This window comes from Stenotrophomonas sp. FW305-3-2-15-E-LB1 (assembly GCF_058787375.1).
Map to the genome: position 1 here is coordinate 1 of NZ_JBYSZR010000020.1, position 16041 is coordinate 16041.

Sequence of the window (16041 nt, forward strand, 5' to 3'; positions counted from 1 at the left end):
GATACCAGGCGGGGTGGTCCCGGTAGCGCCGGGCCATGCCCGGCGGCTTTGTCTTTGGCGTTCATTGCATCGCATGCGGGACCGCGCTTCGCGCTCGCCGGGCATGGCCCGGCGCTACCAGGCGGGGTGATTCCGATAGCGGCGGGCCGTGCCCGGCGGCTTTGCTTCTGGCATTCATTGCATCGCATGCGGGCTGGGCTTCGCACTCGCCGGGCATGGCCCGGCGCTACCAGGCGGGGTGGTCCCGGTAGCGCCGGGCCGTGCCCGGCGGCTTTGTTTCCTGCGTTCATTGCATCGCATGCGGGACCGCGCTTCGCACTCGCCGGGCATGGCCCGGCGCTACCAGGCGGGGTGATCACGGTAGCGCCGGGCCGTGCCCGGCGGCTTTGCTTTTGGCATTCATTGCATCGCATGCGGGACCGCGCTCCGCTCTCGCCGGGCATGGCTCGGCGTTACCAGGCGGGGTGGTCCCGGTAGCGCCGGGCCGTGCCCGGCGGCTTCTTGTGCATGCCGCGTGCTACCGCATGGGCCACCGACACCAGGCAAACGGGTATTCATCCAATTCGGCAGCGAGTCCGGCGCGTATCGGATTTCCCAGAATGTAGAGCGCATGACGCCTCAAAGCCTCTTCATTGCGAACGGCGTGGTCGAAGTAGCTCGGTTGCCACAGGGGCGTTTCCACACCGAACTGCTGCCCCAGTAGGCGGCTGCTGCGTGATTTCAGCGTTCCCATCAATCGGGCGAGCGTGCCGGCGCGCAACTGCATCAACCAATGAACATGGTCGGGCATGACGACCCAGGCGAATGAGCGACTGAACCCCTCGCGCTCCACGAAGCGCAGCGTATCCACCAGGCATTCCGCGCAGCGAGGGTCTGCAAATACCGGACGTCGCTTCAGCACCACCGTGGTGAGCACGTAGTATCCATCGATGCGGGAATCGCGACCACGCTGTAGATGACGACTGGACATTGGACCAGTCTCGGGGTGCGGTCTCGATGCACCTATCAGCAAGTCCCATGGCTGCTTGTGAGGTTCTACCGCGCCTCATGCTCGCCGGGCATGGCCCGGCGCTACCAGGCGCCCGCCGGTACCGGATCTGATCAAACCGCCTCGTCATCGCGCGGGGGCGCGCGGCAGGAGCGTACCCGGGCCAGCGCGTCGCCGGCCTCGCGGGCCATGCGCTCGTACTCGGCGCGGATTTCCTCCAGCCGTTCTTCGTCCATTTCCTCAAGGTCCAGCAACTCGTTGTTGGCGTCGGCCGTGGCGCGGATCAGCTCGTCCAGCTTGATCTGCATCGCCGCGGTGTCCGAGTTCTGCGTGTGCTGGATCAGGAACACCATCAGGAAGGTGATGATGGTGGTGCCGGTGTTGATCACCAGCTGCCAGGTATCGTTGAAGCCGAACACGGGGCCGCTGATGCCCCATATCACCACGATCACCACCGCTGCCAGGAAGGTCCACGGCGAGCCGGTGGCGGCCGCGGCCTTCTTGGCGATCGTATTGAACAGGTTTCTTGCTTTCATCGTCGTCGTTCCACCCAGGTGACGAGGATGATCGGCAGCGGCCCGTGCACGGGCCGTGCAGCCGCGATGGGGCTCAGGCGCGCAGGCGCGGGGCGTCCTGCAGGCGCACGCGGCTGGTCTGGTAGACGTGCTGCCAGCAGCGGTCGACGAACTCGCGGGCCTGCGCCTCGCTCAGGCGCGGCATGATCTGCAGGGCGTACTGGGTCTGGAACGTCTCGTCGCGCTCGGCGTTGCTGGCGCGCGGCTGGGTGATCAGCGAATCGCAGGCGAACTTGATCCACGGCACGTAGGAGCCGAACGAGTTGTGCGGCAGGGCACCGTCGGCATGCTGCCGGCGCCAGTGATCAAGCTCAGCATCAACGTCGATGACCGGTGGGATGGCGGGGACTTCAGCGTGCATGGCATTCCAATTCGGTTGGGGTGGCAGGGAGTGGGGGTTCATCGCAGTGTGGCGCAGGTGCCGGTGCATGCAGTGTCAGCGCGGCGTGCAGCCGGTGTTGCCATCGATCAGCTGCGCGTGTTCAACGGCACCCAGGTCTTCGGCCATGTCGGCCATCGCGTTGCACAGGCGCACGTGGTCGCGCGGATGATCGCGGGTGATTTCCTGCTGCATGTCCTGGAATGCGGCCCAGAACGGCGCACCACGCCGATGCAGCGCGAACTGCTGCGTCAATCGGTCGCGGATGCCAGCGAGGGCGGGGTCGGGCAAGGGGCGTACGGCGTGCGCGCTCATGGGCTTGCTCCCCCGGGACAGGAGGGCCCCGGTGATTCCACCGTAGGCGCGCCGTGCGAAGGCGGTGTTAGCAGCGCGTGTGGGGTTTATCCAGCTGACTGTGCGCCAGCGCACATCGGGCTGTGCAGAGGCCGCCGGCACAAGGCTGTGCCGGCTCTGAAGCGTTCATGTAGCTGTGCGTGGAACGGAAATTCGGTGCTTATTCGCCGATGTCTTCGTTCCAGATTTCCGGATACTGCGCAATGAAGCCGCCCAGCAGGTCGACGCATTCCTGGCTGTCCAGGTCGATCACGTTGACGCCGTTCCCGCGCAGCCAGTCGATGCCGCCCTGGAAGGTGCGTGATTCACCCACCACCACGGTGCCGATGTTGAACTGGCGCACCAGGCCCGAGCAGTACCAGCACGGGGCCAGGGTGGTGACCATGATGGTGTCCTGGTAGCGGCGCTGGCGGCCGGCCTTGCGGAAGGCATCGGTTTCGCCGTGCACGGACGGATCGCCTTCCTGCACGCGGCGGTTGTGGCCGCAGCCGAGCAGGCGGCCATCGTTGTGGTACAGCGCCGCGCCGATCGGCACGCCGCCCTCGGCCAGGCCCTGTCGGGCTTCGGCGATGGCGGTCTGCAGCAGGGCCTGGTAGTCGGGCGTGGTGATCATGCGGGGCTCCGGTGGGTCATGGGCCGCCATGATAAGGCCCGGTTACCCCGCAGCGGCCCCGGCGGTGCGATAATCAGCGCATGAGCGAATCCCCCTACAAATCCGGTACCACCCATTTCGGGTTCCGCGACGTGGCCGCCAAGGACAAGCAGAAGCTTGTCGGCGAGGTGTTCACCTCGGTCGCGCGCAGCTACGACCTGATGAACGACCTGATGAGCCTCGGCGTGCACCGGGCCTGGAAGCGCTATTACGTGGCCACCGCGCAGGTGAAGCCGGGTGACCGCGTGCTCGACCTGGCCGGCGGCACCGGCGATATCGCCGCCCTGCTGAAGGAGCGCGTGGGCGCCGAGGGGTCGGTGGTGCTGGGCGACATCAATGCCGGCATGCTGTCGGTCGGCCGTGACCGCCTGACCAACCGCGGCCTGGTGCTCGGCCTGGACTACGTGCAGTGCAATGCCGAAGCCCTGCCGTTCCCGGACAACAGTTTCGACCTGGTGACCATTGCCTTCGGCCTGCGCAACGTGACCGACAAGGACGCCGGCCTGCGCGAGATGTACCGCGTGCTGAAGGTGGGCGGCCAGGCCCGCGTGCTGGAGTTCTCCGAAGTCACCGCCGACTGGTTCAAGCCGATCTACGACTTCCACTCGTTCAGGATCCTGCCGAAGCTGGGCAAGCTGTTCGCCAACGATTCGGACAGCTACCAGTACCTGGCCGAGAGCATCCGCAAGCACCCGCCGCAGGAAGAACTGAAGGCGATGATGGGGCAGGCCGGTTTCGAGCGCTGCCACTACAAGAACCTGACCGGCGGCATCGTCTCGATCCACTCCGGCTACAAGCTGTAAGCCTTTGACGGCCGCCGGGCATGGCCCGGCGCTACCTGTCCGGTTTCCCGGTAGCGCCGGGCCATGCCCGGCGAGCGGGTCCCACGGCAGGCCTTACCCCGCATCGCGCAACGCGTCCGGGGCGGGGGCGAGGTACCATTGGGGTTTGATCCCCGTAACGGTCCCGATTCATGCGTAATCCGCTGATGCTCCTTCCGCTGGCCGTGGCCCTGGCCGCCGGCTGCTCCCAGGAGGCGGCCGCGCCCGCCGCCGCCCCGACTGCCGAAAAGGCTCCCGCCGCCCCCGTGAACGCCGAGAACCGCAGCCACGACGAAAGCTCGTACGCCGAGCCGGACAAGGTCGTCATCAAGGACATCGCGCTGGATCTGAAGCTGGACTTCGACCAGAAGCAGATCGGCGGCACCGCCACCTACACCCTGGAATGGAAGCAGAAGGACGCACAGCAGCTGGTGCTCGACACCCGCGAGCTGAACGTGTCCAAGGTCGAGGCCATCGCCGCCGACGGCGCGCGCAGCCCGCTGAAGTTCGAACTGGCCCCGGTCGACAAGGTCTTCGGCAGCAAGCTGACCATCGAAGCGCCGGAACAGCCGGCCAAGGTGGAAGTGAGCTACCACACCGCACCGACCGCCTCGGGCCTGCAGTGGCTGGAGCCGTCGATGACCGAGGGCAAGAAGCTGCCCTTCATGTTCAGCCAGTCGCAGGCCATCCACGCCCGTTCGTGGGTGCCGCTGCAGGACACCCCGAGCGTGCGTTTCACCTACAGCGCGCACGTGACCTCGCGCCCGGACGTGATGGTGCTGATGAGCGCCGACAACGACCCGAAGGCCGCGCGTGACGGTGATTACACCTTCAAGATGCCGCAGCCGATCCCGTCCTACCTGCTGGCCATCGCCGCCGGTGACCTGGTGTTCGAGCCGATTTCCGGCCGCTCCGGCGTCTGGGCCGAGCCGACCATGGTCAACAAGGCCGCCAAGGAATTCGAGGACACCGAGAAGATGATCGGTGCCGCCGAAAAGCTGTACGGCGAATACCGCTGGGGCCGCTACGACATGCTGGTGCTGCCGCCGTCGTTCCCGTTCGGTGGCATGGAAAACCCGCGCCTGACCTTCGCCACCCCGACCGTGATCGTCGGCGACAAGTCGCTGGTCTCGCTGGTCGCCCACGAACTGGCGCACAGCTGGTCGGGCAACCTGGTGACCAACGCCAGCTGGAAGGACATCTGGCTCAATGAAGGCTTCACCACCTACGTCCAGGGCCGCATCACCGAAGCCCTGTACGGCAAGGAGATGGCCGAGATGGAGAAGCAGATCGACCAGACCGACCTGCTGGCCGAAGTGAAGGACATGAGCCCGGCCGACCAGGCCCTGGCCCTGCCGCCGCTGAACGAGCGTGACCCCGACGAAGCCCTGAGCCAGGTCGCCTACGTCAAGGGTTCGTGGTTCCTGGAGTTCCTGGAACAGCGCTTCGGTCGCGAAACCTTCGACCCGTTCCTGCGTGGCTGGTTCGATGACCATGCCTTCCAGAGCGCCAACACCGACCAGTTCGTCGAGTACCTGAAGAAGAACCTGCTGCCGAAGAACCCCTCGGCGGTGAGCGAGGCCGAGCTGAAGGCATGGCTGGACGAGCCGGGCATCCCCTCGTTCGCCACCAAGGCACAGTCGCGCAACTTCAGCAGCGTGGATGCGGCGCGCATCGCGTTCTCCGGCGCCGGCAGCCTGCCGGGCAGCCAGGTCACCGCCGAGTGGGGCACCCAGGAATGGGTCCGCTTCATCGACGGCCTGGGCGCCACCCTGCCGCTGGACAAGCTGGCCACGCTGGACAAGGCCTACCACTTCACCGGCACCGCCAATGGCGAAATCGCCATGCGCTGGTACCCGCTGGCGATCCGCAGCGGCTACGAGCAGGCCAATGACGCCGCCGCGGCGTTCATCGAGCGCGTCGGCCGTCGCAAGCTGATCATGCCGATCTACGCCGAACTGGTGAAGACCCCGAAGGGTCTGGAGCTGGCCAAGGCGGCCTTCGAGAAGGCCAAGCCGGGCTACCACCCGATCACCACCGCCTCGGTCCAGGATCTGCTGGCCAAGGCTGAAGCCAAGTAACGGGTAGTGCCGGCCGCTGGCCGGCAACCAGGCACTGCGCCACCGGCAACGGCGGGGAAACCCGCCGTTGCTGTATCCGCCATCCGCCGCCGATAGAATCGGGGGGCACCCGCAAAGGACTTCCGCATGAAACGACTGATCCTGATCACCGCCTGCGCCCTGGCCCTGGCCGCCTGCAGCAACCCCGAGGAAGAGCGCAAGGCGCAGGAAGCCGCCGCTGCCGCCGCCCAGGCGCAGAAGGAAGCCAAGGCCGAGGACGTGGCCAAGCAGTACGACACGGCCGTGGCCGCGCAGGACTGGGAGCGTGCGCGCATCCACGGCGGCTCGCTGCTGGACCAGTACAAGGACACCGAGGCGGCCGAGCGCATCGCCGCCGGCTTCGACGAAGTGAAGGCCAAGGCTGATGCCGCGCGCGACCTGCGCCGGCTGCAGGCGCTGTGGCAGTACAACGAGATTCCGGTCGGCACGAAGGGCAAGCAGGTCTCGGCCACCATCTACAGCAAGGAACGGGTGGACGTGGATGGCAGCGGCGCCAAGCCGGTGCAGCTGGTCTTCCGCGACCATCCCGAGTGGAAGCGCCACGCCTACCTGGTGCTGCAGGCCGGTGATTTCCGCTGCCCGCAGTGCACGGTGAAAGTGACCGTGGACGATGGCAAGCCGATCTCGATGGCGGCCTGGCGGCCGAAGACCGACGAGGCCATCGCCATGTTCATCACCGACCAGAAGGCGCTGTGGAAGCTGGCCCAGAAGGGCAAGTCGATCAGCATCGAGTTCCCGGTGAAGGCCGGTGGCACCCGCACGGCCGTGTTCGAGACCGGCGGAGTGGATACCAGCCGCATGCCGCAGTGGTGGAAGTGACGGCCACGGCGGTGGTGGCGCCAGCACTGTCGGCCGTGCGCCACTGGGTGTTCGACATGGATGGCACGCTGACCGTGGCCATGCATGATTTCGAGCGCATCAAGCGTGAACTGGGCATTCCGCCCAGTGCGGACATCCTCGTGCATCTGGCGGGCCTGCCGGGTGCGGAGGCGGCGCAGAAGCACGCCTGGCTGCTGGCCCACGAGCGTGGGCTGGCCGAGGGCGCGCTGCCGGCCCCGGGCGCGGTCGAGCTGCTGCGCGCGCTGGCTGCGGCCGGTTGCCAGCTCGGCATCCTGACCCGCAACGACCATGCGTTGGCGAAGCTGACGCTGGAGGCGATCGGGGTAGGGGATCTGTTTGACGATGGCGGCATCATCGGCCGCGATGAAGCTGTGCCCAAGCCGTCGCCCGACGGCGTGCAGCAGCACCTGCAGCGCTGGGGTATCGGCGCCGACGCAGCGGTGATGGTGGGCGACCACGCCTACGACCTGGACTGCGGCCGCGCCGCCGGTGCGCGCACCGTGCTGGTCAACCTGCCTGAAAACCCCTGGCCGGGCCGCGCAGACTGGCATTTCGCCGATTGCCGCGCATTGCTGGCCGCCTGGCAGGCCGCATGACCGTGTAGAGCCGAGCCCATGCTCGGCTGCTCTGCGGTCAGGTCGCGCTGGCGCGCGAAAGCCGAGCATGGGCTCGGCTCTACAGACGGTTCCGGTAGCGCCGGGCCATGCCCGGCGGTGTGGGTAGTGCCGGCCGCTGGCCGGCAGTGTCGACCAAGGTCGACACCTACCAGAGCAGTTCCCGATCGCGCATCGAGATGCGCGGGCCGTTCGGCTTACGCGCCCAGCGCGTACCCGAACTGCTGCTTGAACTGGTCGTGGAACTCTTCAAACGTGAAGCGCTGGTTCTGCGTGCCCGGGTGCTCGACCTTCAGCGCGCCCATCAGGTTGGCCATGCGGCCGATGGTCAGCCAGTCGTAGCCCTTCTCGATGCCGTAGATCAGGCCGGCGCGGAAAGCGTCGCCACACCCGGTCGGGTCGACCACGCGGCGCTCGTGCGCCGGCGGGATGTCGTAGCTCTTTTCCGGGGTGTGGATGACCGCGCCCTTCGGGCCACGGGTGGTGATGTAGGCCTTCACCCGGCTCACGATCTGCTTCTCGTCCCAGCCGGTGCGTTCCTGCAGCAGGTTGGACTCGTAGTCGTTGACCACCACGTAATCGGCCTGCTCGATGAAATCGCGCAGCTCCGGGCCGTTGAACAGCGGCAGCGCCTGGCCCGGGTCGAAGATGAAGGGAATGCCGCATTCCAGGAACTCGGCCGCATTCTGGATCATGCCGTCACGGCCGTCCGGCGCAACGATGCCGAAAGTGACGCCCGGCACGTCCTTCACGTGGTTCTCGTGCGAACGCATCATCGCGCCCGGATGGAACGCGGTGATCTGGTTGTTGTCGTGGTCGGTGGTGATGAAGCACTGCGGGGTGAACATGTCTTCCAGCACGCGTACCTGGCTCAGGTCGATGTCCATGCGCTCGAAGTGCTCGCGGTACGGTGCGAAATCCTGGCCGACGGTGCCCATCGGGATCGGGCTGCCGCCCAGCAGCTTCAGGTTGTAGGCGATGTTGCCGGCGCAGCCGCCCAGTTCGCGGCGCATGCGCGGGACCAGGAAGGACACGTTCAGGATGTGCACCTTGTCCGGCAGGATGTGATTCTTGAACTGGTCCGGGAACACCATGATGGTGTCGAAGGCAAGAGAACCACAGATCAGAGCGGACATCGATGTAAGCCTATGCGGTGAATTTGGGGGTGGCCAGCCGGCATCGGCCAGCAAGCAAATGGCGCCCTTGGGCGCCCGACGGCGCAAAGGTTACCTGCTGGTGCCGCTCAGGGCCAGAACCGGGTGATGCCCAATTGGGCGCAAACCCAGCCAAGTCGCGGGTTCAGCTAGTTTTTTCCTTGCTCGCCGGGAAGCGGGTTGCTAGGCTTGTCGGCCTCGAATTCTGCCCATTTTTTCGCCATCCCGCGGCGGGCACGACACCCCTCAGGACTCCTTCCTCAGATGTTCAAGAAACTCCGTGGCATGTTCTCCAACGACCTGTCCATCGACCTGGGCACGGCCAACACCCTTATTTACGTGCGTGGGCAGGGGATCGTGCTGAACGAGCCGTCGGTCGTGGCCGTGCGCCAGGACCGTGCCATCGGTGGCACCCGCTCGGTGGCAGCCGTAGGCGCCGAAGCCAAGCAGATGCTGGGCCGTACCCCGGGCCACATCACCACCATCCGCCCGATGAAGGACGGCGTCATCGCCGACTTCACCTACACCGAGGCGATGCTCAAGCACTTCATCAAGAAGGTGCACAAGTCCCGCGTGCTGCGCCCGAGCCCGCGCGTGCTGGTCTGCGTGCCGGCCGGTTCGACCCAGGTCGAGCGCCGCGCCATCCGTGAATCGGCCGAGGAAGCCGGTGCCCGCGACGTGTTCCTGATCGAAGAGCCCATGGCCGCCGCGATCGGCGCCGGCATGCCGGTCACCGAGGCGCGCGGTTCGATGGTCATCGACATCGGCGGCGGCACCACCGAAGTGGCAGTGATCTCGCTGAACGGCATCGTCTATTCGGCCTCGGTGCGCATCGGTGGCGACCGCTTCGACGAGTCGATCACCAACTACGTGCGCCGCAACCACGGCATGCTGATCGGTGAAGCCACCGCCGAGCGCATCAAGGTCGAGCTGGGCTGCGCCTACCCGCAGGCCGAGGTCATCGAGATGGAAATCTCCGGCCGCAACCTCGCCGAGGGCGTGCCGAAGATGATCAAGATCAGCTCCAACGAAGTGCTCGAGGCCCTGCACGAGCCGCTGTCGGGCATCGTCAGCGCGGTCAAGCTGGCCCTGGAACAGACCCCGCCGGAACTGTGCGCCGACGTCGCCGAGCGCGGCATCGTGCTGACCGGTGGTGGCGCCCTGCTGCGCGACCTGGACCGCCTGATCTCCGAGGAAACCGGCCTGCACGTGCAGGTGGCCGACGACCCGCTCACCTGCGTGGCCCGCGGTGGCGGTCGTGCGCTGGAACTGGTCGACATGCACGGCAACGAGTTCTTTGCGCCGGACTGAGGCCTGCCGCCTGGTCTTCCCTGCAGCGCCCTTCCGGGGTGTGGCCCGCTGCTGCGGGCCGGCTCCGGCGGGGCGCCGCCGTGTTTCCCCTTCGCCCTCAGCTGATTGAACTGTTGCCGTGCCGCCTTACGCCGGTCCTCCCGTAGCCTCCCGATCCGGTGACGCCGCCAGTCCGCTGCGACTGCTCGCCTACCTGGCCATGGCCATCATCCTGATCGTGCTGGACGACCAGGCCGGTTGGCTGGCGCGCGTGCGCGCCCAGGCCGATACGCTGGTGCAGCCGGTGTGGGCGCTGGCCGGCCTGCCCGGCAAACTCAGCAACCAGGTGCGCGACAACGCGGCCAGCCATGGCCAGCTGGTGGCCGAGACCCGTGAACTGCGCAACCAGCTGCTGCTGGCCAACGCGCGCCTGACCCGCCTGCAGACCGCCGCGCTGGACAACGCCCAGCTGCGCGAACTGCTGAACGTGGCCGAGCGCAGTGGCCTGGACGTGCAGCTGGCGCCGATCCTGGACATCGACCTGGACCCGGTGAAGCAGCGCCTGGTGCTCGATGCGGGCAGCCGCGACGGCGTGCACGTGGGGCAGGCAGTGATCGATGCCGGCGGCCTGATGGGGCAGGTGATCAGCACCACCGGTGGCACGTCCACCGTGCTGCTGCTGACCGACCCGGACCATGCCGTGCCGGTGACCGTGGCCCGCAACGGCGTGCGCCTGATCGTCTACGGGCGCGGCGACACCCTGCAGCTGCGCGACATTCCGCTGAGCGCGGGCGTGGAAGTGGGCGATGAGATCGTCACCTCCGGCCTGGGCGGGCGCTTCCCGCCGGGCTTCCCGGTCGGCACGATCACCGCGCTGCGCCCCGATGACACCCATGCCTTCCTGGTGGGCGAACTGAAGCCTGCGGCCCAGCTGGACCGTGGCCGCGACGTGCTGCTGCTGCGCCCGGGCGCAGCGATCCGGATCCCGCCGGAGCTGCGCCAGAGCCTCGAAGCCAGTGCAGCCGGCGGCCCCGCGGAGGGTGACGTGCTGCCCGCCGGCACCGCGCCGGCCACCCCAGCCGCCTCCCCGGTAGTGCCGGCCGCTGGCCGGCAACCGCAACCCACCCAACCCCCGCCGCAGGAGCCCGCACGATGAGCCGCCTGCGCGACAATCCCTGGGTGCTGCCGGCCAGCCTGGTCGTGGCCCTGCTGCTGGGCCTGCTGCCGCTGCCCGCGCTGCTGCAGCCGCTGCGCCCGTACTGGCTGGCCCTGGTGCTGGCCTACTGGGTCATCGAGGCGCCTGAGCGCGTCGGCCTGGGCATCGCCTTTACCAGCGGCGTCATCGCCGATCTGCTGTATGGCGGCGTGCTCGGCGAGCAGGCCATGCGGCTGGTGATGCTGGCCTTCATCCTGCAGCGCTTCCGCGCCCGCATCCGCTTCTTCCCGATGTCGCAGCAGATGCTGGCCATCGGTGGCCTGCTGTTCAACGACCGTATCGTCAGCGCGCTGGTGCACATCCTGGTGGGCGAACCGACCCTGCCGTGGTCGTACTGGTGGGCGCCGCTGCTGGGCATGGGCCTGTGGCCGCTGGTGTTCGTGCTGCTCGACGCAGTGCGCTTCGGCAAGCGCGGGCGCTGAGCCATGATCCCGCGTCGCCAGGTCAAGAACCCGCACGCCGAAGCCGAACAGTTCCGCCGCCGCGCGGCGCTGGGCTTCCTCGGCGTGCTGGTCTGCCTGCTGGGCCTGGGCGGTTGGTACTTCAAGCTGCAGGTGCTGGACCACGACATCTACGCCACGCGCTCGGAAGCCAACCGCATCAAGCCGCGGCCGGTGGTGCCGGGGCGCGGCATGATCTACGACCGCAACGGCCGCCTGCTGGCCGAGAACGTGCCGGCCTTCCGCCTGGACGTGACCCCGGACAAGGTCACGGACATGGACGCCACCCTGGAAGGGCTGGCGAAGATCATCAGCATCAGCCCCGAAGAGCTGGAAGCGTTCAACAAGTCGCGCAAGGCACGCCGCAAATTCCTGCCGGTCACCCTCAAGCTGCGCATGACCGATGAGGAAATGGCGCGCTTCGCGGTGGACCGCTGGCGCTTCCCGGGCGTGGAGCTGGAACCCTACCTGACCCGCCGCTACCCCTATGGCGACCTGTTCGCGCACATCATCGGCTACGTCGGGCGCGTGGACGACAAGGATCTGGAGATCCTCGGTGAAGGCAACGCGGGACTGACCCACATCGGCAAGTCCGGCCTGGAGCGCTATTACGAGCAGCAGCTGCGCGGCAAGGTCGGCTACGAGCAGGTCGAGACCAACGTGCAGGGCCGCGCCATCCGCACCGTCGGCCGGGTGGCCGCGCAGTCCGGCGCCGACCTGCGCCTGTCCATCGATGCCGACCTGCAGCGCGCGCTGGTGGCCGCCTTCGGTGACCAGGAAGGTTCGGCCGTGGCGATGGACCCGCGCACCGGCGAAGTGCTGGCGATGGTCAGCCTGCCGTCGTACGACCCCAACCTGTTCGTCAACGGCATCTCGCACGCCGATTTCAAGGCACTGAACGACAACCCGTCGCGGCCGCAGTTCAACCGCCTGGTGCTGGGTGGCGTCGCCCCCGGTTCCACGCTGAAGCCGCTGATCGGCCTGGCCGGCCTGGATTCGGGCGTGCGCCGCCCGGAAGACAAGGTGCTGTCCACCGGCATGTTCTACCTGCCGGGCACCTCGCGCGGCTGGGGCGATTCGCACCGTGGCGGCCATGGCTGGACCGACCTGCGCAAATCCATCGCCCAGTCGGTCAACACCTATTACTACCGGCTGGCGCTGGACCTGGGCATCGAGCGTTTCGACCATTACATGGAGTACTACGGCTTCGGCCAGCCGACCGGCATCGACCTGACCGGCGAGATCGGCGGCATCCTGCCGTCGCCGGCATACAAGCGCAAAAGCCGCAAGGAAGCCTGGTACCCCGGCGACACCGTCAACATCAGCATCGGCCAGGGCGACTGGAAGGTCACTCCGCTGCAGCTGGCACGCGGCGTCAGCGGGCTGGCCGACGGCCAGCTGCGCACGCCGCACCTGGTCATCCAGCAGCGCGAGGGGTTCGACGGCGACTGGGTGGCCTCTGCACCGGGCCCCAGCAAGCCGGTCAGCCCCAACCCGAACAACCTGCAGGCCGTGCGCGAAGGCATGATGGCCACCATGCAGCCCGGCGGCAGCGCCGCGCGCATGGCCGTCGGCGCGCCGTACACCATGGCCGGCAAGACCGGTACCGCGCAGGTGGTCAGCCGCAAGGGCACCGCCGCGGTGAACCCGAAGAGCCTGCCGATGCACCTGCGCCATCGCGCGCTGTTCGTGGGCTTCGCACCGGTTGAACAGCCGGTCATCGCCCTGGCCATCGCCGTGGAAGGCGGTGGCTACGGTGGTTCGGCCGCCGCGCCCATCGCGCGCAAGGTGTTCGATGCCTACCTGCTGGGCAAGATGCCCGAAGGCATGCAGCCGCTGGATGCCGAGCGTGGCACCACTGTCATCGGCGTGACTGCGTTCGACAACGAAGACGCCAGCGCGCGCCCGGCCGGTGATGCTGCCGCCGCGCAGCTGGGCGAACATCCGGTCGCGGTGGGAGTGCCCGCGCCCGCACCGGCGCCTGCCCCGGCACCCGGTGCGCCGCCGGCAGCGGCCGCCGCCTTGCCCGCCAGCCCCCGTTCGCCCCCTGCGGAGCCCGCACGATGAGTGACTTCCTGCGCTGGGCCGGCGATATGCTGCGGCGCTTCTTCAGCTCCCTGGACTGGGTGCTGTGCCTGGCCCTGGGCATGCTGATGGTGATCGGCCTGGCCACGCTGAAGAGCGCGGGCGGCGACAGCCTGGTGATGGCCCAGGGCGCGCGATTCGTGGTCGGCCTGGCGGCGCTGTGGGCCATCTCACGCGTGCCGATCCTGCGCATCCGCTCGGCGACCCCGCTCATCTACGCGATCTCGATGATCCCGCTGCTGGCCGTGTTCGTGCTGGGCACCGGCAAGTACGGCCGGCAGTGGCTGGACCTGAAGTTCTTCTACCTGCAGCCGGCCGAACTGCTGAAAGTCAGCCTGCCGATGATGGTGGCCTGGTACCTGCACCGCATGCCGCTGCCGCCGCGCTTCAACACGGTGCTGGTGGCGATGGTCATCATCGGCGTGCCGACCGGCCTGGTGATGCTGCAGCCGGACTTCGGCACCGGCGTGCTGATCGCCGCCAGTGGCGTGTTCGTGCTGCTGCTGGCCGGCCTGCCGTGGTGGTGGGTGGGGCTGGGCGTGGGCGGCGTGGCCGCGGTCGCGCCAGTGGCCTGGTTCTGGCTGCTGCGGCCATACCAGAAGGACCGCATCATGATGTTCCTCGACCCGGAGATGGACGCGCTGGGTGCCGGCTGGAACATCATCCAGTCGAAGATCGCGATCGGGTCCGGTGGCTTCGATGGCAAGGGCTGGGGCGAAGGCTCGCAGTCGCACCTGAACTTCATTCCCGAGCAGACCACCGACTTTGCGTTCTCGGTGCTGAGCGAGGAGTTCGGCTGGATGGGCGTGGCCCTGGTGCTGACCCTGTACCTGGTGGTGATCGGGCGCTGCCTGTGGATCGCCAGCCAGTCGCGCGATTCGTATTCCCGGTTGCTGGCCGGCGCCACGGGCCTGGCGTTCTTCGTCTACGTGCTGGTGAACGGCGGGATGATTTCCGGCCTGCTGCCGGTGGTGGGCGTGCCGATGCCGCTGATCAGTTACGGCGGCACCTCGGCGGTGTCCCTGCTGGCCGGCTTCGGCCTGGTGATGGCCGTGCGCAGCCACAACCCGGTGCACGGCGGCTACGGCTGATTCTGTAGAGCCGAGCCCACGCTCGGCTGCTCTTCGCAAAACGCAGCCGAGCGTGGGCTCGGCTCTACAGAAGCGCGGGTCGGTAGCGCCGGGCCATGCCCGGCGACAGCGGAAAGCTTCACGCAAGCGCCGCCCGCTACTGTGCCTGGGTGGAATGGAAACGTGTTTTTGGCATCTGCCGCGAGGCGGTGCGTACGATCGATCTGCCGTTGCTGCTTGCGTTGCTGCTGCTGATGGCGGCCGGCCTGGCCGTGCTGCACAGCGTCTCGGGCCCGGTGGCCGGGCAGGCCGCGCGGTTTGCCGGTGGCTTGGTGGCGATGTGGCTGCTGTCGCGGGTATCACTGCTGCGCCTGCGCGCGTGGACCCCGGCGTTGTATGCGTTGTCGATGCTGCCCTTGATGGCGGTCTATGTGGTCGGCACCGGCAAGTACGGCCAACGCTGGCTCAACCTGGGCGTGTTCTACCTGCAGCCCTCCGAGCTGCTCAAGCTCAGCCTGCCGCTGATGATGGCCTGGTACCTGCATCGCCAGCCGCTGCCACCGTCGCCGCGCACGGTGCTGACCGCCGCGGCGCTGATCGGCGTGCCGGCGGTGCTCATCCTGCTGCAGCCCAACCTCGGCACCGCCACCTTGGTGACCGCCAGCGGCGTGTTCGCGCTGCTGCTGGCCGGCCTGCACTGGGGCTGGGTGGTGGCCGGCCTGGCCAGCGTTTCAATGGCCGCGCCGCTGGCCTGGTTCGGCCTGCTGCGGCAGTACCAGAAGGACCGCGTGCTGACCTTCCTCGACCCGGCGGCCGATCCGCTGGGTACCGGCTGGAACATCCTGCAGTCGCGCATCGCCATCGGTTCGGGCGGTTGGGAAGGCCGTGGCTGGGGGCAGGGCACGCAGGCCACGCTGGATTTCCTGCCCGAGTACACCACTGACTTCGCGTTCTCGGTGCTGGGCGAAGAATTCGGCTGGATCGGCGTGGCGACGATGTTCGCGCTGTACCTGTTCGTGGTGGGGCGCTGCCTGTGGATCGCGGTGCAGGCGCGCGACACGCATGCGCGGTTGCTGGCGGGCAGCCTGGGGCTGGCGTTCTTCGTGTACGTGCTGGTGAACGGCGGGATGATTTCCGGCCTGCTGCCGGTGGTGGGCATCCCGATGCCGCTGGTCAGCTATGGCGGCACCTCGGCGGTATCGCTGCTGGCAGGCATCGGGCTGGTGATGGCAGTGCGCAACCACAACCCGGTGCACGGCGGCTGCGGCTGATTCTGTAGAGCCGAGCCGAGCATGGGCTCGGCGCTACATCACAGCGCAGCCGCGCATGCTCGACATCACTGGCACAGCCTCACCGTCGACGAAGTTCCATAAAAAGTGCGGACCAATTCACACTTTGACGTAGCGTTGATCCGGATCAATGGACTTGTCGTAATCGGCCTGC

At 67.7% G+C, this 16041-nt stretch carries 16 protein-coding genes; 10 read left to right on the top strand and 6 right to left on the bottom strand.

Annotation, left to right across the window (positions count from 1 at the left end; all coding sequences use genetic code 11):
• Positions 1 to 517: 517 nt before the first annotated feature.
• The 5 genes from AC3WL7_RS14240 to AC3WL7_RS14260 all read right to left on the bottom strand — a co-directional run bounded on the left by AC3WL7_RS14240 (position 518) and on the right by AC3WL7_RS14260 (position 2909).
• A complete protein-coding gene (locus tag AC3WL7_RS14240; RefSeq protein WP_492751019.1) occupies positions 518 to 970 on the bottom strand; it encodes an REP-associated tyrosine transposase in 453 nt (150 codons plus the stop codon).
• 131 nt (positions 971 to 1101) lie between these two features.
• Positions 1102 to 1524 (bottom strand): low affinity iron permease family protein, encoded by a 423-nt coding sequence (locus AC3WL7_RS14245; protein WP_492751021.1) that lies wholly within the window; start codon positions 1522 to 1524, stop codon positions 1102 to 1104.
• A 73-nt stretch (positions 1525 to 1597) separates the two neighbouring features.
• Positions 1598 to 1924: a hypothetical protein gene (locus AC3WL7_RS14250; protein WP_079223409.1), complete on the bottom strand. Its 327-nt coding sequence runs from the start codon at positions 1922 to 1924 to the stop codon at positions 1598 to 1600.
• Positions 1925 to 1999: 75 nt separating this feature from the next.
• The gene (locus AC3WL7_RS14255; RefSeq protein WP_079223408.1) at positions 2000 to 2257 is read right to left on the bottom strand and encodes a hypothetical protein; all 258 of its coding nucleotides are present in this window, start codon (positions 2255 to 2257) and stop codon (positions 2000 to 2002) included.
• 199 nt (positions 2258 to 2456) lie between these two features.
• Entirely contained in the window at positions 2457 to 2909 is a 453-nt protein-coding gene (locus AC3WL7_RS14260) for a nucleoside deaminase (RefSeq protein ID WP_079223407.1), read from the bottom strand.
• An 80-nt stretch (positions 2910 to 2989) separates the two neighbouring features.
• Between AC3WL7_RS14260 and ubiE the strand changes: the two genes are divergently transcribed.
• From ubiE to AC3WL7_RS14280, 4 genes are all read left to right on the top strand, one after another.
• A complete protein-coding gene (gene ubiE, locus AC3WL7_RS14265) occupies positions 2990 to 3751 on the top strand; it encodes a bifunctional demethylmenaquinone methyltransferase/2-methoxy-6-polyprenyl-1,4-benzoquinol methylase UbiE (RefSeq protein ID WP_079223406.1) in 762 nt (253 codons plus the stop codon).
• 170 nt (positions 3752 to 3921) lie between these two features.
• On the top strand, positions 3922 to 5850 hold the full coding sequence (locus AC3WL7_RS14270) for a M1 family metallopeptidase (protein ID WP_108747395.1): 1929 nt from the start codon (positions 3922 to 3924) through the stop codon (positions 5848 to 5850).
• A 126-nt stretch (positions 5851 to 5976) separates the two neighbouring features.
• Entirely contained in the window at positions 5977 to 6708 is a 732-nt protein-coding gene (locus AC3WL7_RS14275; protein WP_108747394.1) for a hypothetical protein, read from the top strand.
• A complete protein-coding gene (locus tag AC3WL7_RS14280) occupies positions 6696 to 7325 on the top strand; it encodes an HAD family hydrolase (RefSeq protein ID WP_492751027.1) in 630 nt (209 codons plus the stop codon). Before AC3WL7_RS14275 ends, AC3WL7_RS14280 begins: the two co-directional genes overlap by 13 nt.
• A gap of 215 nt (positions 7326 to 7540) precedes the next feature.
• Here the strand turns inward: AC3WL7_RS14280 and AC3WL7_RS14285 are convergent, their stop codons facing one another.
• Entirely contained in the window at positions 7541 to 8479 is a 939-nt protein-coding gene (locus AC3WL7_RS14285; protein ID WP_079223403.1) for a carbohydrate kinase family protein, read from the bottom strand.
• 282 nt (positions 8480 to 8761) lie between these two features.
• On the opposite strand from AC3WL7_RS14285, the gene AC3WL7_RS14290 reads away from it, so the two are divergent.
• From AC3WL7_RS14290 to rodA (AC3WL7_RS14315), 6 genes are all read left to right on the top strand, one after another.
• Entirely contained in the window at positions 8762 to 9808 is a 1047-nt protein-coding gene (locus tag AC3WL7_RS14290; RefSeq protein WP_079223402.1) for a rod shape-determining protein, read from the top strand.
• Between the two features lie 118 nt (positions 9809 to 9926).
• A complete protein-coding gene (mreC, locus tag AC3WL7_RS14295) occupies positions 9927 to 10943 on the top strand; it encodes a rod shape-determining protein MreC (protein WP_492751030.1) in 1017 nt (338 codons plus the stop codon).
• Complete coding sequence (gene mreD, locus AC3WL7_RS14300) at positions 10940 to 11425, top strand: rod shape-determining protein MreD (RefSeq protein WP_079223400.1); 486 nt, start codon at positions 10940 to 10942, stop codon at positions 11423 to 11425. Before mreC ends, mreD begins: the two co-directional genes overlap by 4 nt.
• Before the next feature lie 3 nt (positions 11426 to 11428).
• Positions 11429 to 13510, top strand: a complete 2082-nt coding sequence (gene mrdA, locus AC3WL7_RS14305) for a penicillin-binding protein 2 (RefSeq protein ID WP_492751033.1) — start codon at positions 11429 to 11431, stop codon at positions 13508 to 13510.
• The gene (gene rodA / locus AC3WL7_RS14310; RefSeq protein WP_492751035.1) at positions 13507 to 14619 is read left to right on the top strand and encodes a rod shape-determining protein RodA; all 1113 of its coding nucleotides are present in this window, start codon (positions 13507 to 13509) and stop codon (positions 14617 to 14619) included. The genes mrdA and rodA (AC3WL7_RS14310) overlap by 4 nt, the downstream gene beginning before the upstream one ends.
• 149 nt (positions 14620 to 14768) lie before the next feature.
• Complete coding sequence (gene rodA, locus AC3WL7_RS14315; protein ID WP_492751036.1) at positions 14769 to 15869, top strand: rod shape-determining protein RodA; 1101 nt, start codon at positions 14769 to 14771, stop codon at positions 15867 to 15869.
• Positions 15870 to 16041: the final 172 nt, after the last annotated feature.

Coding starts and splice junctions, on each gene's coding strand:
- AC3WL7_RS14240 (WP_492751019.1), bottom strand. CDS start 970: ATGTCCAGTCGTCATCTACAGCGTGGTCGCGATTCCCGCATCGATGGA.
- AC3WL7_RS14245 (WP_492751021.1), bottom strand. CDS start 1,524: ATGAAAGCAAGAAACCTGTTCAATACGATCGCCAAGAAGGCCGCGGCC.
- AC3WL7_RS14250 (WP_079223409.1), bottom strand. CDS start 1,924: ATGCACGCTGAAGTCCCCGCCATCCCACCGGTCATCGACGTTGATGCT.
- AC3WL7_RS14255 (WP_079223408.1), bottom strand. CDS start 2,257: ATGAGCGCGCACGCCGTACGCCCCTTGCCCGACCCCGCCCTCGCTGGC.
- AC3WL7_RS14260 (WP_079223407.1), bottom strand. CDS start 2,909: ATGATCACCACGCCCGACTACCAGGCCCTGCTGCAGACCGCCATCGCC.
- ubiE (WP_079223406.1), top strand. CDS start 2,990: ATGAGCGAATCCCCCTACAAATCCGGTACCACCCATTTCGGGTTCCGC.
- AC3WL7_RS14270 (WP_108747395.1), top strand. CDS start 3,922: ATGCGTAATCCGCTGATGCTCCTTCCGCTGGCCGTGGCCCTGGCCGCC.
- AC3WL7_RS14275 (WP_108747394.1), top strand. CDS start 5,977: ATGAAACGACTGATCCTGATCACCGCCTGCGCCCTGGCCCTGGCCGCC.
- AC3WL7_RS14285 (WP_079223403.1), bottom strand. CDS start 8,479: ATGTCCGCTCTGATCTGTGGTTCTCTTGCCTTCGACACCATCATGGTG.
- AC3WL7_RS14290 (WP_079223402.1), top strand. CDS start 8,762: ATGTTCAAGAAACTCCGTGGCATGTTCTCCAACGACCTGTCCATCGAC.
- mreD (WP_079223400.1), top strand. CDS start 10,940: ATGAGCCGCCTGCGCGACAATCCCTGGGTGCTGCCGGCCAGCCTGGTC.
- mrdA (WP_492751033.1), top strand. CDS start 11,429: ATGATCCCGCGTCGCCAGGTCAAGAACCCGCACGCCGAAGCCGAACAG.
- rodA (WP_492751035.1), top strand. CDS start 13,507: ATGAGTGACTTCCTGCGCTGGGCCGGCGATATGCTGCGGCGCTTCTTC.